A 21,323-nucleotide genomic window follows, 5' to 3' on the forward strand; every position below is an offset into this window, starting at 1 on the left:
GCACGCCTCTTCCTCATGCGTCGGGCCCGACGCTTATGGGACAATCGACACAGCCCATTCTTCGGACACGACATGAAGAGATTCCGTCTTTCCTTCCTGCTCACCGGCGCGCTGGCAGCATCCGCGTTCTTCTTCGCCGCGCCCGTTCTTTCCGTCGACGCAATCGCCGCGGCAACCACGGGCGCCCCGGCCGCCGGATCGCCGGCCGCCGGATCGCCGGCCGCCGGGTCGCCGGCCGCCGCAATACCTCCCGCCGAACCGCCCGCTGCGGGAGCGTTTGCCGTTGAACCGCCGGCCATCATGCCCGGCACAGAACCCATGCCATCATGGTTCATAGGCTCCGCGCCGTCCTCCGACGCGCAGGTCGCCGTCAGCACGCTGGCCGACGCGGAATCCCAGGGCCTGAATCCCCGCGACTACGGCGCCGCGGAGCTTGCGCAAGCGATCAAGAACGCATCGCAGCGCCCCCCGGCGCCCGATGCGCTGGCACGGCTGGATGCCGCCCTGACGGCCGCGCTCGAACGCTACCTGACCGACCTGACCCACGGGCGCCTCAGCCCCGAGGTCCTGAAGCACCGGTTCAAGGCCCCTCCGCCGAACCGTTTCGATGCGCGCACCTACATTCTCGAGGCGCGCCGGGCCGGGCGTCTCGCCGAGGCGCTCGATGGCGCCGAGCCGCGCGTTCCCATGTACGCGGCGATTCGCTCGGCCATGAACGCCTATCGCGCCATGGGCGACCACCCCGCGTGGCGGACGCCCTTGCCGCCGCTGCCGGCCCGCTCGCTGAAGCCAGGGGAACGCTACGGCGGCCTGCCCGTGCTTGCGGCGCGCCTTGCCGCGCTGGGCGACTTGCCGGTCGCCGTGGTGCCGGGGGACCTGTACGAAGGCATGCTGGTGGAGGGCCTGCGGCGCTTCCAGGCGCGCCACGGCCTGGAGCCGGACGGCGTCCTCGGCGCCGGCACCCTGGCGCAGTTGAACGTGTCGCCGGCGCAGCGGGTGGAACAGATGGCGCTGACGCTCGAGCGCCTGCGCTGGACGCCCTTGCTGTATGCGCCGCGCATGGTCGTAGTGAACATCCCCGAGTTCGTCTTGCGCGCCTACGAATTGCGCGGGGAGGGCGTTGAACTGAAGCTGGAGATGCGCGTCGTGGTGGGGCGCGCGCTGGACACCCGGACCCCGATTTTCCTGGAGGACATGCGCTTCATCGAATTCAGTCCGTACTGGAACGTTCCCCGGTCGATCGCGCGCGGCGAAACGCTGCCCCGGCTGCGCCGCGATCCCGCATACTTCACCCAGCAGGGGTTCGAGTTCGTCACTCCGGACGGCGCGGTGGTCGACAGCTTGTCGGGCGAGGCCATTGATGCGGTGCAAAGAGGGGAATGGCGCATCCGCCAGCGGCCGGGCCCGCGCAACGCCCTGGGCGACATCAAATTCATCTTTCCCAATGACCAGAACATCTATCTGCACCACACGCCCACGCCCCAGTTGTTCGCACGCGCGCGGCGCGACTTCAGCCATGGCTGCATCCGCATCGAATCCCCGGTGGCGCTCGCCCGCTTCGTCTTGCAAAACCGGCCCGACTGGACGGAAGAACGGATTCTCCAAGCCATGCAAAAAGGCAAGTCCAGCACGCTGCGGCTGGACGAGCCCATTCCCGTCCTGATCGCATACAGCACCGCGGTCGTCAAAGATGGTGGTAAAGTCTACTTTTTTCCCGACATTTATCAGCAGGACGCACGCCTTGCGCAGGCTTTGCGCAACGCCCGTCCGGTTCAATCATGACATTTCAGACCGACATCGCGCGCAGGCGTTTTCTGACGAGCGCATCGGGCGCGGCCATGCTGGGCGCTTTCCCGATGGTGGCCAGGGCAATCTCGCTGAGTTCGCCGTCCGCGCGCCAACTGGCCATGGACCACACCCACACGCGTGAAAAAATCCAGCTGACGTATGCGCTGGGAAGCCGATACGTGCCGCAGGCCCTGACGGACCTGAACCATTTCCTGCGCGACCACTATTCCGGCCTGATCGGCAGCATGGACCCCGGCCTGTACGACATCATGCACGCATTGCGCGCCTCATTGAAGGCCAGGTCGCCGTACCAGATCATTTCCGGCTACCGGGCGCCCCAGACCAACGAGCGCCTGCGCACCACCCGCGGCGGCGGCGTGGCCAGGCACAGCCTGCACATGGACGGCAAGGCGGTCGACCTGCGCATTCCGGGCGTGCCGCTCAAAGAGCTGCGCGACGCGGCGCTGGAGCTCAGGGCGGGGGGCGTGGGCTATTACCCGGGCAGCAATTTCGTGCATGTCGACACCGGAAGAGTGCGCGCCTGGAGCGGCTGAGTCCGGCTCACTCGCCGAGAGACAGCCTGCCGTCCTGGTTGTGCTGGTTCAGCAGCTCGATGATGCGCCGCGTGGCGGGGGTGAGCGCGCCTTGCGGGTAGGTGATGCCCAGCTGGCGGACCATGGTGGTTTCCTTGAGCTCGACTTCTTTCAGCAGTCCGCGGGTCTTGGGGTGATCCAGCGTCAGTCTCGATAAAAAGCAAAGCAGCTCGGTGCCGGCGATCAGGTCGTGGATGGAAGGCAGCGTGTTCGCTTCGATGTGCGTCGTCGGCTTGGGCAGCTTGTTCACGGCGAACACCCTGTCCAGCCATTTCCGGCTTTGCACCGGCGGCGACGGCAGTATCCAGTGATAGTCCAGCAGGTCTTCCAGGCTTACCGAAGGCAGGCCGAAAATGGGGTGCTTCCCGCTTGCGGCCACCACCACGACGTCGTCGATGAAACCCTGGTTGATGAACTCGTCGTCATCGGAAATGACGCCCACGATCATGTCCAGCCGCTCCTGCCGGATGGCCTCCTTGAGCTCGTAATTGGTGCCGATGGTGATGTCGAGCGACACGTTCGGCGCGTGGCGCAAGGCCAGCGCGCAGACGCGGGGCAGCAGATAGTCCGCCGTGATGGGCCCGCAGCCGATGCGCACCCGCCCCGCCGACCCGGCAATGAAATCCTCCATGTCGTTCAGATAGCGGTCGCTGGCCTCCCGTATTTTCTTCGCGCGCAGATAGAACTCCTTGCCCACGGCCGTCAGCTCCAGGCCGCGCCCCTTTCTGTCGAACAGCGGCGCGCCGAGCGCTTCTTCGAGGCGGTGGATGCATTTGGTGAGCGCCGGCTGGGTGCGATGCAGCGCCTCCGATGCCTGCCCGAGATGCTTGAGTTCCGCGATCGTCTCGAAATAGCGCAGATCCCGCAGCTCGATGTTCAACCCATTCCTCATGGTTATCGTTTCATCAAAATTAGCGAATAGACGTTTATATCACGATCCCGTCTAATCGATGCAGCGGGCGATGCCGCCCGGTTCAACCAAGTGGAAACCCACGATGCCGTACACCGTTTTCGTCACCGCTCGCACGCTCAGCCCGGAAGGCAAGGCCTTGCTGGATCAGGAGGGCTGCCGCACGCTTTTCCTGGAGGGAGCGGCCGACGCCGCCGAAGTCCTGGCGGTGCTGGAAAGAGAACGGGTCGACGCGGTCATCTCCCGCACCGTGGATTTGTCCGCCGCCGCGATCGCCGCCTGCGACAGCCTGAAGGTGGTGTCCAAGCACGGGGTCGGCGTCAGCAACATCGACGTCGAGGCCTGCACCGAACGCGGCATCCCCGTGTTCTCCACGCCCGGCGCCAATGCGCAGTCCGTTGCCGAAATGGCATTGGGTCTGCTTCTGTCGGCGGCGCGCGGCATCGCCCACATGGACGGCGAGATCCGCGCCGGGCGCTGGACGCGGCTGCAGAACGGGCTGGAGCTCAAGGGCCGGACGATGGGCCTGGTCGGGTTCGGGCAGGTCGGGCGCCTGGTCGCGACGTTCTGCCAGGCCTTGGGCATGCGCGTGCTGGCGTACGACCCCTACGCCGGCGCGGCCGGCTTCCCGGCGGGCGTGGAGCGCGCGGCCGGCCTGGACGCCTTGCTGGGCGTGGCCAATGTATTGAGCCTGCACATCCCCTTGACGCCCGAGACGCGCGGGCTGATCGGCGCGGAACAGCTCGCCCGGCTGCCGGCGGGGTCCATCCTGGTCAATACCGCCCGCGGCGAGGTGGTGGACGAGCAGGCGCTCATCGAAGCGCTGGCGAGCGGACGCCTGGCCGCCGCCGGGCTGGACACGACCGTGGACGAGCCCCTGGCGCTCGACAGCCCCTTGCGCGGCATGAGCCAGGTCGTGCTGACGCCCCACGTGGGCGGTTCGACCCACGCCGCGCTGGCCGCCATGGCGGTGGGCGCCGTGCGGAACGTGCTCGGCTATTTGCAACACGGGACCCTGGATCGCGACCGGGTCGTCAACCTGAAGAATCTGCAACAACCGGATCATGGAGCAACGAATGTCAGATAGCGGAAGCTGGCCGCCCGGCTACGGCATCAAGGAAATGCCGCGCACGCTGGCCCCGGCGCTGATCGACGCCTTTCGCGCGGTCCCCGTCGCCGTGGCGGGAGACTGCATGGGCCGGTCGCTCGGGGCCCTGGGCCTGAAGCCCTATCACGAGAGCCTGCATGCGGTTCTGTGCGGGCCGGCGCTGACGGTGCAGGTCCGTCCGGGCGACAACTTGATGATCCACAAAGCGCTCATGATGGCGCAAGCCGGCGACATCGTCGTCATCGACGGCGGCGGCGACCTGACCCAGGCGCTGGTCGGCGGGCTCATGCGAACGACGGCCCTGGCCAGGAAAATCGGCGGCTTCGTCATCGACGGCGCCATACGGGACTTGGTCGAATGGGCCGACGGCCGGATGCCGGTCTTCGCCAAGGGCCACACCCATCGGGGCCCCAGCAAGGAAGGGCCGGGCCGGATCAACGCGCCCGTCGCCTGCGCGGGGCTGGTCGTCCAGCCCGGCGACCTGGTCATGGGGGATGCCGACGGCGTGATATGCGTGCCCGCGCAGGAAGTCGCCGGGCTACTGCCGCGCGTGCAGGCCCATCTCCGGCGCGAGCAGGCCATACGCATGTCGAACGAGCAAGGCACGTCGGACCCGGAGCGGTTCGATGCCGTCCTGCGGGCAAAAGGCTTGCCGGTTTAGCGCCGGCGGGTCCCGGCAGTTGTCATTTCAGAAGCATAATTCCAAGGAGGCATGATGATGCACTTTCGAAAATTCGCGGCCATATCCATGATGGCCCTGGGCGTGCTGGCGTCGACGCCCGCCGCCCGGGCGGCCGAGGCTTATCCCACGCAGGTCCTGAAACTGCTGGTCCCGTTCCCGCCCGGCGGCGGCACCGACACCATGGCGCGCTTCGTGGCCAACGCCTTGACGGAAAAGTTCAATTGGAACGTGATCGTGGACAACCGGCCCGGCGCGGGCGGGACGGTGGGTCTGGGCATGCTGGCGCGTTCGCCGGCCAACGGCTACAACATGGCCCTGGGCCAGACCTCCAATCTGTCGATCAATCCTTACCTGTACAGCAACATCTCCTACGATGTCGCGAAGGATTTCGCGCCGGTCGTTTCGGTCGCCTCGCAGCCCATGGTGCTGATCGTGGCGGCCGGCAAGCCCTATAAGAATGTGCAGGAGCTGGTGGATTTCGCCAAGGCACATCCGGGCAGGCTGACCGTCGGCAATGCCGGCACGGGCACGGTCGGGGACATCACCGGACGCTTTTTCGCCCACGAAGCCGGCATCGACGTCCTGCACGTGCCGTACAAGGGCGCGGCGCCGGCCATGAACGATTTGCTGGGCGGCCAGATCGACGCCTTCTTCGCGTCGACGCCGGCGGTCATGGCGCAGCAGGAGAATCCCAAGATACGGGCACTGGCCATCACCACCCTGAAGCCGATTCCCCAGCTGCCCAACGTTCCGCCCCTGGCGGAAACCCTGCCGGGCTTCGAGGCCGCTTCCAAGACCGGCCTGATCATGCCGGCGGGAACCCCCAAGGACATCATCGAGACCGTCAACCGGGCCGTGAACGAAGTCCTCAAGACCGACAAGCTGCGCACCAGCATCATGGAAGAGGGCAACGTGGTGCTGGGCGGCTCGGTGCGGGAGTTCGCCGACCTGATCGCCGACGACTCGGCCAAGTGGTCCAAGATCATCTCGGATGCCAACATTCAAATCAAGTAAGACCATGTCCGGACCGCTGAAGCATCTCCGCGTGCTCGACCTGACCAACGTGCTGGCCGGTCCCTTCTGCTGCCATCAGCTGGCGCTGATGGGGGCGGACGTCGTCAAGGTGGAAACGCCCGGCACGGGCGACCTCGCCCGCCAGCTGGGCGCCGACGCCGACCTGAACGGCCGCCTCATGGGCCTGTCCTTCCTGGCGCAGAACGCCGGCAAGCGCTCCATCACCATCAACTTGAAGAGCGCCAAGGGCAAGGCGCTCTTCCTGCGCCTGGTCGAGACGGCGGACGCCGTCGTCGAGAACTTCCGGCCGGGCGTCATGGACAAGCTGGGACTGGGATTCGAAACGCTGCGCCATCGCCGGCCCGGGCTCGTCTATTGCGCGATCTCGGGATTCGGCCAGGCGGGGCCGCTCAAAAGCCTGCCCGCCTATGACCAGATCATCCAGGGCATGTCCGGCGTCATGAGCATCACCGGCGATCCGGACACCGCGCCGTATCGCGTGGGCTACCCCATCGGCGATACCATAGGGGGCCTGACGGCGGCCTTCGCGCTCGTGGCCGAGCTATGCGACCCGTCCCGCAAGGAGGCGCGCTTCATCGACGTGTCCATGCTGGAATCGGTCATCGCGACCATGGGCTGGGTGGTGTCGAACTACCTGAACGCGGGACACGTTCCGCGCCCCATGGGCAACGACAATTTCACGGCCAGCCCTTCTGGAACGTTCGATACCGCCGACGGATTGCTGAACATCGCGGCCAACAAGCAGGAGCAGTTCGAGGCCTTGTGCAAAGTCCTCGGCAAGCCCGAACTCATCGATGACGAGCGCTTTTCCAGGCGGCAGGCGCGCCTGGAGAATCGCGCCGCCTTGAAGGCGCAGCTGGAAGCGGCCTTGTCCCGCCGCCCCGCCCGGGAATGGTGGCCGCTGCTGACCGGGAACGGCATTCCAGCGGGCCCGGTCTACGGGGTGCAGGAAATCCTGGCGCATCCCCAAGTGCGCGAGCGCGGCATGATAGGGCGTTTCGCGCAGGCGCCCGGCGTGGGGCGCGACATCGAAGTGGTGCGCAGCGGGTTCAAGGTCGACGGGCGGGCGCCGTCGGTCGAGGGTCCGCCGCCGGTGCTGGGCCGCGACACCGAGGAGCTGCTGGCGGAGCTGGGCTATACGGGCGACGAGATCGCCTCCATGAAGAACGAAGGAGCGGTATGAACGATTCCACGACGCCGGAAGGCCGGGCAAGCGCGAACTGGTGGCGCACCCGCATTTCGGACATTCGGCCGGGCAGCATCCGGTATCACGGCTATGCCGCGCAGGACCTGATCGGCAACCTGGGCTTTGCGGAAATGATCTGGCTCATGCTGCGCGGCGAGCTGCCGGCCACGGGGCAGGGCGCCCTGCTGGAAGCGGCGCTGATGTCGGCCGTCGACCACGGGCCGCAGGCGCCCAGCATCGCGATTTCCCGCATGGCGATGACCTGCGGCGTCAGCCTCAATAACGCCATGGGTTCGGCGGTCAATGTCCTGGGCGACGTGCACGGCGGCGCGGGCGAGCAGGCGGTGGCGCTGTATGAGGGGATGGTCGGCGATGCCGACGCCGGACTCGATCCGTCCCTGGCCGTCCGCAAGGGGCTGAACGCTTTCATCGCCGCGCACGGCAAGTACGTGCCGGGTTTCGGCCATCGCTTCCATCCGGTCGACCCGCGCGCGGTCCGGCTGCTGGAGCTGGTCGACCAGGCCGTGGCCGAAGGCGTGGTCGCGGGCCGCCATGCGGCGGTCGCCCGGGCCATCGAAGCAGAACTGCGGTCACGCAAGGGCCGGGCCATACCGATGAACATCGACGGCGCCACGGCGGTCATCTACGCCGAGCTCGGTTTTCCGCCGGCGCTGGCGCGCGGCCTGTTCTGCCTGTCGCGCTCCGTGGGGATCCTGGCCCATGCCTGGGAGCAGTCCGAGCAGGGCGGGCGAAACAAAGGGCCCATACCGCGGCAATACCTGCCCGTGTACGACGGCCACCCGCCGCGCGATCTTCCGCCGCGGCGCTAGGACGGGCCGGCCGGTGCGCCCGCCGAAGCCGTCAAGGCCGGCGGGTTTTCCTACTTGCCCGCGGCGATCTCGTCGAGGATCTTCTGGGCGAGGCCGAAGGCGGTGTTCGCCGCGGGTACGCCCGCATAGATCGCATTTTGCAGCAGCACTTCCTTGAGCTCGTCCGGGCTCAGGCGCGATTCGTCGGCGGCCCGCAGGGCGGCGCGCACGTGCAGTTCGAATTCCTCCCAGCGCCCCAAGGACATCGTCACGCTCAGCACCATGATGCGGCGCGTCTGGCGGCCCAGCCCCGGGCGGTTCCAGACCTCATGCCATGCGTAGCGCGTGATGAGTTCCTGGAATTCGGCCGTGAAGGCGGTCCTGCGGGCCAGCGAGCGGTCCACCCATTCGTCGCCCAGGACCGCCCGGCGGGTGGCCAGGCCCTTCTGATAATCTGTGTCGTCGTGATCGGTCATGCTGTGTCCAGTGATGAAAAGCGCAGAACCCGCCGGCGCCGGGCGCCATGGCGGGTTCTGCGGAAAAGCCGGGCCGGCGGGGGCGGTCAGTCCAGCGAAATGTTATTCGCTTTGACCACTTCGCGCCAACGCGCGTCTTCCGCCGCAAGGAAGGCGGCGAACTCGGCGGGCGAGCTGCCGACCGGCGTCAGGCCCAGCCGGGCCAGCTTCTCGGTGATGTCGGGACGCGCCAGCGCCGCTTTCACGATTTCATACAGTTTCTGCACGACGGCGTCGGGCGTGCCGCCCGGGACGAACAGGCCGTTCCATTCGTACACGCTGAAATCCTTGATCCCGGCTTCGGCCACCGTCGGCACATTGGGCAGTTCGGGCATGCGTTTGGTCGACGTGACGGCCAGCGCGCGCAGGCGGTCGGTCGTGACGTAGTTCAGGCTGGAGGCCGCATTGGCGAAATAGGCGCCGACGTGGCCGGCCATGACGTCGACCATGGCGGGCGCGCCGCCCTTGTAGGGCACGTGGACCATTTCGATGCCGGCTTCCTTCTTCAGCAGTTCGGCCGCCATCTGCGCAAGGCTGCCGGGGCCGTAGGACGCATAGGTGAGGTCGTTGGGCGCCGCCTTGGCGGCCTTGATCAGGTCGCCCAGCGTCTGGAAGGGCGAGCCGGGCGCGACCACCAGAATATTGGGCACGACGATGGCCTGCGACACCGGAACGAAATCCTTTTTAGGGTCATAGGGCAGCTTGCGCAGCACGGGGTTCAGCGTAAAGGACGAGGCGTCGAACAGGACCGTGTAGCCGTCCGGGGCCGCGCGCGCCACCTGGCCGGCGCCGATGGAGCCGCTGGCGCCGGCCTTGTTTTCGACCACGACGGGCTGGCCGCTGACGGCCTCCATGCCTTGCGCAAAAATGCGCGCGGCATTGTCGGCGCCGCCGCCGGCCGAGAACGGCACGATGAGCGTGATGGTTTTGGCGGGGTAGCCGCTCGCCTGGGCATGCGCCTGCATGCCGGTGAGGGCCAGAGCGGCCGAGGTAAGCCCGGTCAGGGCGATTTTCTTCAGAATCATGATTGCCTCGTTGGTGTCTTGAGATCCAGTTGAAAAAAGTGGTCAATCGGCGGCGAAGCCGTAAAGCCGCGCCGGGTTGTCCACCAGTATCTGCCGTTGCAAGGCCTGCGTGCCGCACCAGCGCGACAGCAGATCGAACAATTCCGTGTCATCGGGTTTGTCGACGGGTTCGGTCACGTGCGGCCAGTCGCTACCCCATACCAGCTGGCCGGGCGCGGATTCGATCCACGCGCGGGCGACGGCGTCGGTGTCATGGTAGCCGCCGCGCACGCCGTGGCGCGTATTCAGGTAGGCGCCGCTCAGCTTGAGCCAGGCGCGCCCGCTCTCCAGCAGGGCGCGCACGATGCCGAACGCGGGATGCGCCATGCCGTCGGCCGGCGGCAGGCGCCCCAGGTGGTCGAAGACCATGGCGACGGGCAGGCGTTCCAGCAAATCGCGTTGCCGCGCGATCTGATCGGCCGTCCAGTGCAGCTGCACATGCCAGCCCAAGGGGGCGATGCGCCGCGCCAGCCGTTCGACCGCCTCGAACCCGCCCGCCTTCGTGTTCGGCGCATGGAAGCTGAACCGGATGCCGCGTATGCCGCCTTCGTGCAGCGCCTGCAGGGCGGCATCGCCGATGTCGCTGTCGACGACCGCGATGCCTCGGGTCCGGGCCGGCCCGAGCTGCGCGATGGCGCGCAGGGTAACGGTGTTGTCGGTGCCGTAGGGCCGGGGTTGCACGATCACGGCGCGCGACAGGCCCAGCAGCGCCTGCAGCCGCCGATACTGTTCCACGCCGGCGTTTTCAGGCGTCGGCCCCGCCGCCGGATGCGCGGGGTCGTAGATGTGGAGATGCGCGTCGCACGCCATGGGGGGCGCCGGGCTGACGGGCCCTCGGCGCGCGGCGGAATTCGGAATCAGCGCCGGCGGCAGCGGCCGGGCGGATGCGGGCATGGCGTCATTCATGGCGCAAACGGTCGGCTTCCGCTTTGACGATGGCGCCGTGCTGGTCCAGGGTGGGGGCGGCAAAGGGTTCGGGGCCCGGCGTGCGGCCGAAAGTCATCGCCCGCTTGAACCCGCGGTAGCGCCCGACGCCGGGGTGCTCATAGGCGCAGATCATGTCCTCTTCCAGCACCTGGGGGAAGTCGAACATGTCTTCCAGCGCGCGCGCGGCCGCGCAGGGCACTTCATCGCCGAACAATGCTTCCCATTCCAGCGCGCTGCGGGCTTGCAGCGCGCGGCGCAGCTTCGGGACGATTTCGTCGCGATGGACGGCGCGCTTGCGTACCGTGTCGTAGCGGTCCGTCTCGAGCAATTCGGCCAGGCCGGTTTTCCGGCACAGCGCGGCCCAGAAGTGGGAGGTGTTGGCCGAGAGATAGATATGGCCTTCGCGCGTGGGATGAATGCCCGTGATGCCGCCCGAGCGCATGTCGCGCCCGACCTCGCGCGGTTCGCCGTCGGCCCACACCAGCCGCGCCGATTGCATGGCCAGGGCGGCCCGCAGCAGCGACACGCCGACATACTGGCCCGCGCCGCTGCGCTCGCGCTCGAACAGCGCCGACGAGACGGCGCCCGACACCAGGGCCGCCGCATAGTAGTCCACCACCGAACCATACAGGATCTCGGGCGGCCCTTCCTGTTTCCCCTGAAGCGCGCACATGCCCGTCAGGGTCTGCAGGACCTGGTCGTAGCCGGCTTTGTCCTTCAACGGGCCGGTGTCGCCGTAGCCGGTGACCGCGCAGTAGATCAGGCGGGGGTTGACGGCGGACAGCCGCTCGTAGTCGATGCCCAGCCGGGCGGGAACGCTGGGGCGGAAGTTGTGCACCAGCACGTCGGCCGTGCGCACCAGGGCCTTCAGGCGGTCGAGGTCGCCGGCCTGCTTCAGGTCGAGCACCACGCCCAGCTTGCTGCGGTTCACCCCCAGGAACGCGCGGCTTTCGCTGGCCAGCGTGGAGGGGTATTTGCGCAGATTGTCGCCGGCGGGCGGTTCGATCTTGATGACTTCGGCGCCCTGGTCGGCCAAGAGCGAGCAGCCATAAGGCCCCGCGATATAGGCGCTGAGGTCCAGCACGCGGATGCCGGACAGCGGCCCGGCGGCGCCGCGCGGTTCGCGCAGGCGGGCGGTTTTGGCGGGTTCGGCGGGCTGTTCGGCGGAAGAATCGGGATGCATGGGGGTCGGGGAAGTGAAGGGAAATCGGTCGCGCGGCGTCATCGCGAACGCCCGCCGCGGCGGCGTTACGGAGTCATATCAGCCCATAACGGGATGCGGCGGCCACGACGTTGCGCGCGCGCAGCTCGAAAGGCGGGTCCACCATCCGGCCGTCGACCCGATAGGCGCCCAGGCCTTGGGCCTTGGCGGTTTCGGCCGCCGCCAGTATCCGTTGCGCGAAGGCGATTTCGTCGGCGGAAGGCTGGAACACGGCGTTTGCCGTCGCGACCTGGCTGGGGTGGATGCATGACTTGCCCAGAAAGCCCAGCCGCCGCGCCAGCAAGGCTTCGGCCCGGTAGCCCTCGGCGTCCCGGATGTCGGCATAGGCGGCGTCATAGGCATAGACGCCGGCTTCGCCGGCGGCCATGCGCACCGCGTACATGGCCTGCTCGATCGCGCTGCGCTCGGTCCTGCATATGCCCAGCCCCTCGAACAAGTCGGCCAGGCCCAGCTGCAAGCCCTCCACGCGCGGGTCGGCGCCGGCCAGCTCGGCCGCCCGGCGCAGCGCGGCAGGGGTTTCTATGTTCAGCAGGAGCCCCAGCGGCTTGCCGCCCCCGCGGCCCGGTTCGAGCGCGCCGATCAAGGCGGCGGCCTGGCGGACGCTGTCGGGGCCGGCGGGCTTGGGCAGGTTGATCGTGTCGACGGCGGGATGGCAGACCGCGCGCATGTCGTCATCGAAGCAAGGCGTATCGGGCGGGTTGACGCGCACGATGACCGTCTTGCCGTTTTTCAGCATGGGGTCGGCGGCAAGGCGGTCCAGCCACGCGCGCACTTCGGCCCGCGCCTCGGCCTTGCGGTCCGCGCTGACGGAGTCTTCAAGGTCCAGCGAAATGGCGTCGGCGGGGCCATGGAAGGCCTTGGCAAAGAGTTCGGGCCGTGATCCGGGAACGAAAAGCTTGCTGCGCATGGGATGCTCGGGCTTCTTGCTGATTGGGAATGCATCCCAGTGTACTTGGCATGGAACATAAGAAACAGTATTCTTTTTGATTGTTAAAAGATAGTTTTTTTATTGTTTATGCGCGCCGGGCGGCTCGGGTTAATGAGCGCCGGTCCGGCGCGGGGGGCGGGCGCGTGGAGACCGATTATCTGAAGACCTTCTCTTTGGTGGCGGAGCTGGGCTCCATGGCCGAGGCATCGCGCCGGCTGGGCATCACCCCGGCGGCCGTGGCGCATCATATCCGCAAGATCGAGAAGGACCTGGGCATCGCCGTCGTCACGCGGGCGGGCCGCAGCGTCGTGCCCACGGTGGCGGGCCACCAGCTGCTCGGCAAATCGCGTCCGCTGCTGTCGGAGCTGGCGAACCTGCGCGCGTCGCTGCAGCGTTCGGACATAGAAGGCGAATTGCGGCTTGGCGTCATCAATTCCGCCTTGCACACCTTCCTGCCGGACATCCTGAATCAATACGGCACGGAATACCCCAAGGTGCGGGCGCGGGTCCATGCGGGCACGTCGTATCAGTTGTTCCATCAGCTTCAAGAAGGCCTGGTCGACGCCGCCATCTGCCAGCATCCGCCGTTTGCGCTGCCCAAGGCGTTCGGCTGGCTGCCGCTGCGGGAGGAGCCGCTGGTCGTGCTGGCCCATCGGTCGCTGGCTGACCAGCCGCCTTTGGACCTGCTGCGCACCGAGCGGTATCTGCGCTACGACCGCCGCCTGGGCGGGGGAAGGCTGGCGGACGATTATCTGAGGCGCCATGAAATCGCGCCCGATGAAAGCTTCGAGCTCGATTCGCTGTTGACCATTGCGCTGATGGTGGATCGGCGGCTGGGCGTATCGCTGGTGCCGAATTTCGGTTCGCCGTTGATCGCATCGCTGGATATCGCCGCGATTGCCCTGGATGACGCGCCTGGCGCCCGGGTGTTCGGTGTCATATGGAAGCGTTCGACGGAGCGGGAAGCGCTTGTGCGGGCGTTGTTGTCGATGGCGCGGGGGATGGCGGGAAGCGTTGATCCGTCAAGCGGCATCGGAGGCCCGCATATATAATATTAAGAAACTATTTGAAATACTAAGAAACAAACAAAAAGAAAATCAATGAATTAATCAAATATTTAAGCATTTAAATAAAGAATGCAATAACCACATAATGCGCGGATTTAAAAACCATAAAACAAATAGACGGTTGATGAACAAACGCGTTGAAACCCAAAAACGAGCGGCAGTCAATAATTAACGGCTCAAAAGAACATGATGTGGATCAATACCATTGGTTTCAATCATGGGAGAAATCCAGCCATCAAAACAGTAGTTTCATTAACTAAACAGGACAAAGAAAATCACATTGTTTTTACCGCTCGTTACTGCTACCCATATTAAGTAAAACCATGTAAATTGACCATACACAATCAAATTCCAGGTGCACGTCAAAAGGTTTAGAAGCTGTCATGTTTTCAATTGCCGGGCGCGAACGCGCAATGGCTGTTTCACGGCCCCCCGTCCCGAAAAAGCTCGGAGGGTTCATCGGTACCACGACACTCGGCCATCTGTGCCGACTCGTCTTGTTCAATTGCCTGTTCCTCCTGCAGGCGCAAGCCGCGACACCGGACACCCTCACCATCGGCATGCTTTCCTACCGGCCCGTCCCGGTGCATCAATCGTCCTGGGGCGGCTTTGCCGACTACCTGGAAAAACGGCTGCCCGGCACCCGCGTACGGCTCCAGTTCCTAGATCTCGACGAAATGGCGGCCGCGCTCGACAAAAACGAACTCGATCTCGTTTTCACCAACCCGGTCCACTACGTCCAGCTTCGCACGCGCAACGAAATATCCGGCACCATCGCCACCTTGGTCGGCCTCGACGGCGGCAGGCCCGTGCCTCATGTCAGCGGCCTGGTCGTCCGGCGCAAGGAACGCAGCGACCTCCAGCGCTGGGAGGATTTGCGGGGCAAGGTGGTGGCGGTGTCGGGCACCCAGTACCTGGGCGGCTATGCGGCCCAGGCCAAAGAACTCACGGAGCGCGGCATCGCCCTCGAATCCATCGTGTTCAAGCAGATCGGGCACCCGCAAGACCGGGTGGTGGCCGCCGTGCTGTCGGGCGAAGCGGACGCCGGTTTCGTGCGCAGCGGCGTGCTGGAAAGCATGGTGCAAAGCGGCGAGGCCGATGCCGGCGACCTGGCGGTGGTGGAACCGGTCTCGCATCCCGCCTTTCCGTTCATGAGCAGCACGCCGCTGTATCCCGAATGGCCCATGGTCGCTTTGTCGCATCTCGACCGCGATACCAGCCGGCGCATCAGCGCCGCGCTGCTGGCGCTCGAACCGAACGACGTCCTGAGCCAGTCCGCAAGCATCCATGGCTTCGTCATCCCGAGCGATTATCAATCCGTCAAAGAGGCGATGATCGCCGCGCGCATGCCGCCGTTCGACCAGTTGCGGTCCATCGCCTTACGCGAATTCGCGCGCGAACACGCACTGAGCGGCGCGGCCTTGGCGGCGATGCTGCTGACGCTGCTGTTCGCCGCGGCATGGATCGCCCGGGCCAACCGCAGGCTTGCGCGGACCCAGTCTCGCCTGACCCATGAGCTCCAGCGGCTGGACAACGTCATCAAGGGCTCGAATTCCGGAACATGGGAATTGCATTTTCCTGAAGGCAAGCTGCTCTTTGACGCCCGGTGGGCGGAAATGCTGGGCTACACCCTGGCCGAGCTCCCGCCGGGGTCGCTCGATACCTGGCAAAACCTGATCCATCCCTCGGACAAGGAGCAGGTGCGGGACGCGCTGGATGCGCTCCGGGCGCCGGGGTCGGATTCCTTCGAGACCGAGTTTCGCATGCTGCGCAAGAACGGAAGCTGGGGCTGGATCAGCTGCCATGGCAGTGTGGTGGTACGGGCCAAGGACGGCGCCCCGCTGCTGCTGACCGGCATGAACCTCGACGTATCGGAAAAAAAGCGCCTGGAAGAACAGCTCAAGCTCAGCCATGCGGTTTTTCTTCAGACCCATGCCGGCGTGATCATCACCGACCACAGCAATCAGATCGTCCAGGTCAATCCTGCGTTCACCGACATCACCGGCTACACGCGCGACGAAATCCTCGGCAAGTCGCCCAGCTTTCTTTCGTCCGGGTACCATGACAAGGCGTTCTACAAGAAGCTTTGGTCCACCTTGAAAAAGACCGGCAAGTGGGCCGGCGAAGTCGTCAATCGCCACAAGAACGGCCATACCTTCATTGAAAGAATCTCCATCGTGGAACTGCGCGACCGGGATGGGAAAGTGACCCATCACATTGCGATATTCACGGACATCAGCCTGCAGAAACGCCTGATCGCCGGGCTGCAGCATTCCGCCAACCACGACATGCTCACCGGCTTGCCGAATCGCAATCTGCTGCACGACCGGATCAACCTGGCCACCGCCCACGCGCGGCGGTCAAGAACGGGCGTGGCCATCATTTTCCTCGATCTCGACGGCTTCAAGCCGGTGAACGACACCCATGGCCACGCCGCGGGCGACGTGCTGCTCAAGAAAATCGGCGCCAGAATGAAAGGCCTTGTCCGTGAAGGGGATACGGCGGCGCGCGTGGGCGGCGACGAGTTCGTGCTCGTCCTGAATGACATCGTCGCCCGCGAAGACGCGGTCAAGTATGCGGAAAAAGTCCTTGCGGCGATCAACGAGCCGGCCTATCTGGAGAACGTGAGCCGGACGGTGCAGGTGTCCGCCAGCCTGGGCGTGCTCATTTGCCCACATGCCACGCTGAACGCGTTCTGCGCGTCTCCCGAATGCCTGCTCGATCTGGCCGACATGCTGATGTACCAGGCCAAGCACGCCGGCCGGGCGCGCTTGGCCGTCCGGGAGCTGGGCATCGAAGACCTGCAGCAAAGGAAAAAATGCGCGTGATCACGCTCTCTTGCCCATGGCCGCCCCGGGTGGCGGTTTGCCCAGCCTCCCGGCCCGCGGCGGCTCGCGCTGCGCAAATTGTGATCACCACGCAACAAGTTGTGAACATTTGTTCGTTGTTTGAGCATGAATGGGCTGGTTTTTTCTGTTTCTTTAGTATGATTTTCTGCCTTGTGCATAGGCGGCTTTCTTGCGTATCTCCGTGCCGGTGCATGCCGGGATATGTTTCCGTAATTCAATAACTTAGGATGTGAATGTGATGGCCCGCAAAATGACAGTGAAAAGGCGGCTGACCTTGGGGTTCGCGTTTGTGCTGCTGACCATGATCGTATTGACCGGTATCGGTATACTGCGCGTCAACGGCATTGCCCACAACCTTACCGAAATTGCCGAGCAGCACAGCGTCAAGCAGCGCCACGCCATCAATTTCCGGGGCAGCGTCCATGATCGAGCCATCTCGCTGCGCGACATCGCCTTGGTGAAAACCGATGCGCAGCTGCGCCAGGTGCTGGCCGACATCGAGCGTCTCGCGGACGACTACGCCCGCAACGCGAAAGCACTGGATGCGCTCATCGCGCAGCCGGAAACACGCGAAGAAGAGCGGAAGACCTATGCCGCGATCAAGGCGGTCGAGGCCAAAGGCATGCCGCTGGCGCGCCGCGTCATCGAACGCCGGCAGGCGGGCGACTTGGAGGACCTGCGGCAAACCCTGGTGGACGGCGTCGGACCGGTCTTCACGGAATGGCTGGCCGCCATCAACGCGTTCATCGACCTCCAGGAAAGCCAGTCCCAGGAGGCGGCCGCCGAAGCCATGTCCACCGCTTCCAGCTTCCAGATGGAAATGCTGGTGCTGTGCTTCATCGCGCTGGTCCTCAGCGGGCTGCAGGCCAGCCTCATCACCCGCAAGCTGCTGCGCGAACTGGGCGCCGAACCAGGGGAACTGAACGAATTCGCCGCCGCCGTGGGCAGCGGCAATCTGGTGGTGCCGGACAAGCATCGCCAGCCGTCCGAAGGCAGCGTCATGTCCAGCCTGGTGGCGATGTCCGGAGTCCTGCGCGAAGTGGTGGCCAGCGGCCGCCAGACGGCGCAGTCGGTGGCGGTCGCCACGCAGCAGTTGATCGAACGCAACAATGACTTGCTGGCGCGCACCGAGAACCAGGCGAGCGGGCTCACCGAAACGGCATCGGCCATGGAAGAACTGGGCAGCACCGTGTCGCAGAACGCCGGCAACGCCGCCCAGGCCGACCAGCTCGCGACGGGCGCGGTGGACGTCGCCCAGCGAGGCGGCCAGGTCATGCGCACGGTGATCGACACCATGGGCAACGTGAACAGCCGCTCGCGCGAAATCGCCGAGATCATCGGCATCATCGACAGCATCGCTTTCCAGACCAACATCCTCGCGCTCAACGCCTCGGTCGAAGCCGCGCGCGCCGGCGCGCAAGGCCGCGGGTTCGCGGTGGTGGCCAGCGAGGTGCGCAGCCTGGCCCAGCGCAGCGCCGATGCCGCGAAGAACATCAAGACCCTGATCATGGAAAACCTGCAATGGGTCGATTCCGGCACCCAGCAGGTCAACGACGCGGGCCATGCCATGGAGGAAATCGTGACTTCGATCCGCCAGGTCGCCGAAATCATGACCGAGATCAGCAGGGCCAGCGTGGAACAGAGCTCCGGCGTGCAGCAAGTGAGCCAGGCCGTGATCGCCATGGACCGCGACACCGAGCACAACCGCGATTTCGTGGCCGAAAGCGCCAGGGCGGCCGTCCAGCTGCGCGAGCAGGCCGACCACCTTGCGGAAACGCTGGCGTTCTTCCAGCTGGAAGACCAGGGCTCGATCCAGTACCGTGCCGAGCCGCAGCACGCCCGCAGGCCGGAACTTCTGACGATGGCGGCTTAGAGGCCCGGCATTGGCGGGACCCAGGGCCGGTGCCGGCTTGCCTTGTAGCCTCGACGGGCCCTAGAGGCCGCCGTTTTCCGCCGCCCGCCGCCGTCCGGACCGGGCGTCGTCATAGTGGCGCAGCCTGTTCCGGCAGGCAGAAAGAATCTGGGGCTGCAGGGTTTCCAGCAGCGCCAGGCTGGTGTCGGGCTGAATGTTCGCCCAGCTTCCGGAAGGCCGGTTGCCGCGCAGCGAATGGACGTCGGGGTCAAAAGCCACGATGAACCGGTCCGTCCTGGAATGGAAGATCCTCATGCGAGCGGCGCCGGGGATGGTGCGCCCGACATAGAGTTCGCCGTCGATGTGAAATTGATATGCCATGCTGATTCCCTTTTAGCTCTTTGGCACCATGCCGGGCGAGCAAGTCGGAGTAAAAGGCCCATAAAAAATGCCCGCAATCGCGGGCACCGGTTCCCATTGATTGCTTTGCAAGCCGCATCGTCTTTCCACCTTGTGTGGGTCACAGGTTGGCATGGGCAAACGCCCAACTCTTGATGCAATCCTTATTTTAAGCCTGAATTCCGATACGTCAAGACCTGGCGCACGCATTCGCCGGCTGCGCCGCTGTCGTGCCTGTCGTCCCCGAAGCCGAATGGAGGTGCGGACGAATTCTTGGACGGATGATGCTGCAATTCCCGGATGCTGGCGGTACTCCAAAGGACTCCTGCCGCCGAGGGAGAGCTCGATGCGAAAAAAAACCAACCGGGAACGGTTGGCTTTTTTGAGTTTGGTGGAGAAGAGGAGGATCGAACTCCCGACCTCTGCATTGCGAACGCAGCGCTCTCCCAGCTGAGCTACTTCCCCATCGCGCTGCGTATTTTATCAGTTTTTTTCATGCCCGTTGCGGGCGGCGCACATATATGTGTTCCCGGGCGGGATATCCAGCCCGCCGTCAGCTTGCGGGCATATCATATGCTGCTGATTGTCGTCTATTTGCATACAAGGAGTTGGCCATGTCTATCCTGAACCGTTTACCGGGCTACAGGAAGGAGCCGCCGGGCATGGAGCGTACGATCCTGAGGAAAATGCCTTGGGTCGTATTGTTCGGGGGGCTGGCGATCGCCTTGCCTTCCATCATCGTGCGTCTGGTCGATTGGGACCGCAACCCGCTGGCCGTGCAGGCGCTCATCGAGCGCGTGGACATGTACGCATTCGGCACGGGCATGCTGTTTTTCAACGCCGTATTCGCGGTGACGACCGGCGCGGTGCTCATCATGCTGATGAAGGGCCCGGGCTACGTCGCCGACGGCTACAAGCTGAGCGACGCCGATGCGCCGCGCAGGATTTCCGAGCGGGATTGACCTGCGTGTCATTGGGCGCCAAGGCCGCGCGGGATATAATGACGGGTTACACGAATTCATTCCCAAGGCCTTAGTACACAATGACAACCATACTTCAAGACGTACCGGTCGGCCAGAAGGTCGGCATCGCTTTTTCCGGTGGGCTGGACACCAGCGCGGCATTGCTCTGGATGCGCAACAAGGGGGCGATACCCTATGCCTATACCGCCAATCTGGGCCAGCCCGACGAGCCCGATTACGACGCGATTCCCCGCAAGGCCCTGGAGTATGGCGCCAAAGAGGCCCGCCTGGTGGACTGCCGGCCGCAGCTGGTGGCCGAAGGCATCGCCGCCCTGCAGTGCAGCGCTTTCCACATTTCCACCGCCGGCGTCACCTACTTCAACACCACGCCCATAGGCCGCGCGGTCACCGGCACGATGCTGGTCGCGGCCATGAAACAGGACGACGTCAACATCTGGGGCGACGGCAGCACCTTCAAGGGCAACGACATCGAACGCTTCTACCGCTACGGCCTGCTGACCAACCCCGAGCTCAAGATCTACAAACCCTGGCTGGACCAGGCCTTCATCGACGAGCTCGGCGGCCGCGCGGAAATGTCCGAATACATGCGCCAGGCCGGCTTCAACTACAAGATGTCGGCCGAGAAAGCCTATTCGACGGACTCCAACATGCTGGGCGCCACCCACGAAGCCAAGGATCTGGAACACCTGGATTCCGGCATCCGCATCGTGCAGCCCATCATGGGCGTGGCGTTCTGGCGCGACGATGTCCAGATCAAGGCCGAAGAGGTCACGGTGCGCTTCGAAGAAGGGCGGCCGGTTGCGTTGAACGGGGTGGAATACCCGGACAGCGTGGAACTCCTGATGGAAGCCAACCGCATAGGCGGGCGCCATGGCCTGGGCATGAGCGACCAGATCGAAAACCGCATCATCGAGGCCAAGAGCCGCGGCATCTATGAAGCCCCCGGCATGGCCCTGCTGTACATCGCCTACGAACGCCTGGTGACCGGCATCCACAACGAAGACACCATCGAGCAGTACCGCATCAACGGCCTGAAGCTGGGCCGGCTGCTGTATCAGGGGCGCTGGTTCGACCCGCAATCCATCATGCTGCGCGAAACCGCGCAGCGCTGGGTCGCGCGCGCGATCACCGGCGAGGTCACGCTGGAACTGCGGCGCGGCAACGATTTCTCCATCCTGGACACGCGCTCGCCCAACCTGACGTACCACCCCGATCGCCTGACCATGGAAAAGGGCGAATCCATGTTCTCGCCGCGCGATCGCATCGGCCAGCTCACCCTGCGCAACCTGGACATCGTCGACACGCGCGACAAGCTGTTCACCTACGCCAAATCGGGGCTGCTGGCGTCCACCGCCGGTTCCGCCTTGCCCCAGCTGAAAGACGGCGCGCAAGACTGACGCCTGCCG

19 protein-coding genes, 1 tRNA gene and 1 riboswitch are annotated in these 21,323 nt (G+C 65.2%); of the genes, 12 read left to right on the forward strand and 8 right to left on the reverse strand.

What is annotated here, in order from left to right:
* Window positions 1-72: 72 nt before the first annotated feature.
* A complete protein-coding gene (locus H0A72_RS16565) occupies window positions 73-1,782 on the forward strand; it encodes a L,D-transpeptidase family protein (RefSeq protein WP_246437077.1) in 1,710 nt (569 codons plus the stop codon).
* Window positions 1,779-2,342, forward strand: coding sequence for a peptidoglycan L,D-endopeptidase MepK (gene mepK, locus H0A72_RS16570; protein ID WP_180157347.1), 564 nt, complete (start codon window positions 1,779-1,781; stop codon window positions 2,340-2,342). Before H0A72_RS16565 ends, mepK begins: the two co-directional genes overlap by 4 nt.
* A 7-nt stretch (window positions 2,343-2,349) precedes the next feature.
* Here mepK and H0A72_RS16575 read toward each other — a convergent pair whose 3' ends face one another.
* Window positions 2,350-3,273, reverse strand: coding sequence for a LysR family transcriptional regulator (locus tag H0A72_RS16575; RefSeq protein ID WP_180157349.1), 924 nt, complete (start codon window positions 3,271-3,273; stop codon window positions 2,350-2,352).
* A gap of 103 nt (window positions 3,274-3,376) precedes the next feature.
* Between H0A72_RS16575 and H0A72_RS16580 the strand changes: the two genes are divergently transcribed.
* Genes H0A72_RS16580 through H0A72_RS16600 form a run of 5 tightly spaced genes read left to right on the forward strand, consistent with a single transcriptional unit; the run spans window position 3,377 to window position 8,132 of the window.
* Complete coding sequence (locus H0A72_RS16580) at window positions 3,377-4,378, forward strand: hydroxyacid dehydrogenase (protein WP_180157351.1); 1,002 nt, start codon at window positions 3,377-3,379, stop codon at window positions 4,376-4,378.
* The gene (locus H0A72_RS16585) at window positions 4,368-5,060 is read left to right on the forward strand and encodes an RraA family protein (protein ID WP_180157353.1); all 693 of its coding nucleotides are present in this window, start codon (window positions 4,368-4,370) and stop codon (window positions 5,058-5,060) included. Before H0A72_RS16580 ends, H0A72_RS16585 begins: the two co-directional genes overlap by 11 nt.
* Before the next feature lie 54 nt (window positions 5,061-5,114).
* Complete coding sequence (locus tag H0A72_RS16590) at window positions 5,115-6,095, forward strand: Bug family tripartite tricarboxylate transporter substrate binding protein (RefSeq protein ID WP_180157355.1); 981 nt, start codon at window positions 5,115-5,117, stop codon at window positions 6,093-6,095.
* A gap of 4 nt (window positions 6,096-6,099) precedes the next feature.
* Window positions 6,100-7,299, forward strand: coding sequence for a CaiB/BaiF CoA transferase family protein (locus tag H0A72_RS16595; RefSeq protein WP_180157357.1), 1,200 nt, complete (start codon window positions 6,100-6,102; stop codon window positions 7,297-7,299).
* Window positions 7,296-8,132: a citryl-CoA lyase gene (locus H0A72_RS16600; RefSeq protein ID WP_180157359.1), complete on the forward strand. Its 837-nt coding sequence runs from the start codon at window positions 7,296-7,298 to the stop codon at window positions 8,130-8,132. The genes H0A72_RS16595 and H0A72_RS16600 overlap by 4 nt, the downstream gene beginning before the upstream one ends.
* A gap of 50 nt (window positions 8,133-8,182) precedes the next feature.
* On the opposite strand, the gene H0A72_RS16605 is transcribed toward H0A72_RS16600, so the two are convergent.
* The 5 genes from H0A72_RS16605 to H0A72_RS16625 form a co-directional block, all read right to left on the reverse strand.
* Complete coding sequence (locus H0A72_RS16605) at window positions 8,183-8,587, reverse strand: carboxymuconolactone decarboxylase family protein (RefSeq protein WP_180157361.1); 405 nt, start codon at window positions 8,585-8,587, stop codon at window positions 8,183-8,185.
* 86 nt (window positions 8,588-8,673) lie between these two features.
* Window positions 8,674-9,645, reverse strand: a complete 972-nt coding sequence (locus H0A72_RS16610; RefSeq protein WP_425502554.1) for a Bug family tripartite tricarboxylate transporter substrate binding protein — start codon at window positions 9,643-9,645, stop codon at window positions 8,674-8,676.
* A gap of 48 nt (window positions 9,646-9,693) precedes the next feature.
* Complete coding sequence (locus H0A72_RS16615; protein WP_180157365.1) at window positions 9,694-10,584, reverse strand: amidohydrolase family protein; 891 nt, start codon at window positions 10,582-10,584, stop codon at window positions 9,694-9,696.
* Between the two features lie 4 nt (window positions 10,585-10,588).
* Window positions 10,589-11,800 (reverse strand): CaiB/BaiF CoA transferase family protein, encoded by a 1,212-nt coding sequence (locus tag H0A72_RS16620; protein WP_180157648.1) that lies wholly within the window; start codon window positions 11,798-11,800, stop codon window positions 10,589-10,591.
* Window positions 11,801-11,873: 73 nt separating this feature from the next.
* Window positions 11,874-12,746, reverse strand: a complete 873-nt coding sequence (locus H0A72_RS16625; RefSeq protein WP_180157367.1) for an HpcH/HpaI aldolase/citrate lyase family protein — start codon at window positions 12,744-12,746, stop codon at window positions 11,874-11,876.
* A 164-nt stretch (window positions 12,747-12,910) separates the two neighbouring features.
* Between H0A72_RS16625 and H0A72_RS16630 the strand changes: the two genes are divergently transcribed.
* From H0A72_RS16630 to H0A72_RS16640, 3 genes are all read left to right on the forward strand, one after another.
* On the forward strand, window positions 12,911-13,819 hold the full coding sequence (locus H0A72_RS16630) for a LysR substrate-binding domain-containing protein (protein ID WP_180157369.1): 909 nt from the start codon (window positions 12,911-12,913) through the stop codon (window positions 13,817-13,819).
* A gap of 398 nt (window positions 13,820-14,217) precedes the next feature.
* Window positions 14,218-16,662 carry a PhnD/SsuA/transferrin family substrate-binding protein gene (locus H0A72_RS16635; protein WP_180157371.1) on the forward strand — a complete coding sequence of 815 codons (2,445 nt, stop codon included), beginning with the start codon at window positions 14,218-14,220 and terminating at the stop codon, window positions 16,660-16,662.
* A gap of 271 nt (window positions 16,663-16,933) precedes the next feature.
* Window positions 16,934-18,556 (forward strand): methyl-accepting chemotaxis protein, encoded by a 1,623-nt coding sequence (locus H0A72_RS16640; protein WP_281389363.1) that lies wholly within the window; start codon window positions 16,934-16,936, stop codon window positions 18,554-18,556.
* Window positions 18,557-18,616: 60 nt separating this feature from the next.
* Here the strand turns inward: H0A72_RS16640 and H0A72_RS16645 are convergent, their stop codons facing one another.
* Together H0A72_RS16645 and H0A72_RS16650 are read right to left on the reverse strand one after the other, a co-directional pair.
* Complete coding sequence (locus H0A72_RS16645; protein ID WP_180157374.1) at window positions 18,617-18,916, reverse strand: hypothetical protein; 300 nt, start codon at window positions 18,914-18,916, stop codon at window positions 18,617-18,619.
* 86 nt (window positions 18,917-19,002) lie between these two features.
* Window positions 19,003-19,098, reverse strand: a riboswitch (SAM-I-IV-variant riboswitch).
* Between the two features lie 225 nt (window positions 19,099-19,323).
* A tRNA-Ala gene (locus H0A72_RS16650) sits at window positions 19,324-19,399 on the reverse strand.
* 197 nt (window positions 19,400-19,596) lie between these two features.
* On the opposite strand from H0A72_RS16650, the gene H0A72_RS16655 reads away from it, so the two are divergent.
* Window positions 19,597-19,896, forward strand: a complete 300-nt coding sequence (locus H0A72_RS16655; protein ID WP_180157376.1) for a hypothetical protein — start codon at window positions 19,597-19,599, stop codon at window positions 19,894-19,896.
* Between the two features lie 80 nt (window positions 19,897-19,976).
* The gene (gene argG / locus H0A72_RS16660) at window positions 19,977-21,314 is read left to right on the forward strand and encodes an argininosuccinate synthase (RefSeq protein ID WP_180157378.1); all 1,338 of its coding nucleotides are present in this window, start codon (window positions 19,977-19,979) and stop codon (window positions 21,312-21,314) included.
* Window positions 21,315-21,323 lie beyond the last annotated feature (9 nt).

Source organism: Parapusillimonas granuli (genome assembly GCF_013416525.1).
GTDB classification, from domain to species: domain Bacteria; phylum Pseudomonadota; class Gammaproteobacteria; order Burkholderiales; family Burkholderiaceae_B; genus Parapusillimonas; species Parapusillimonas granuli.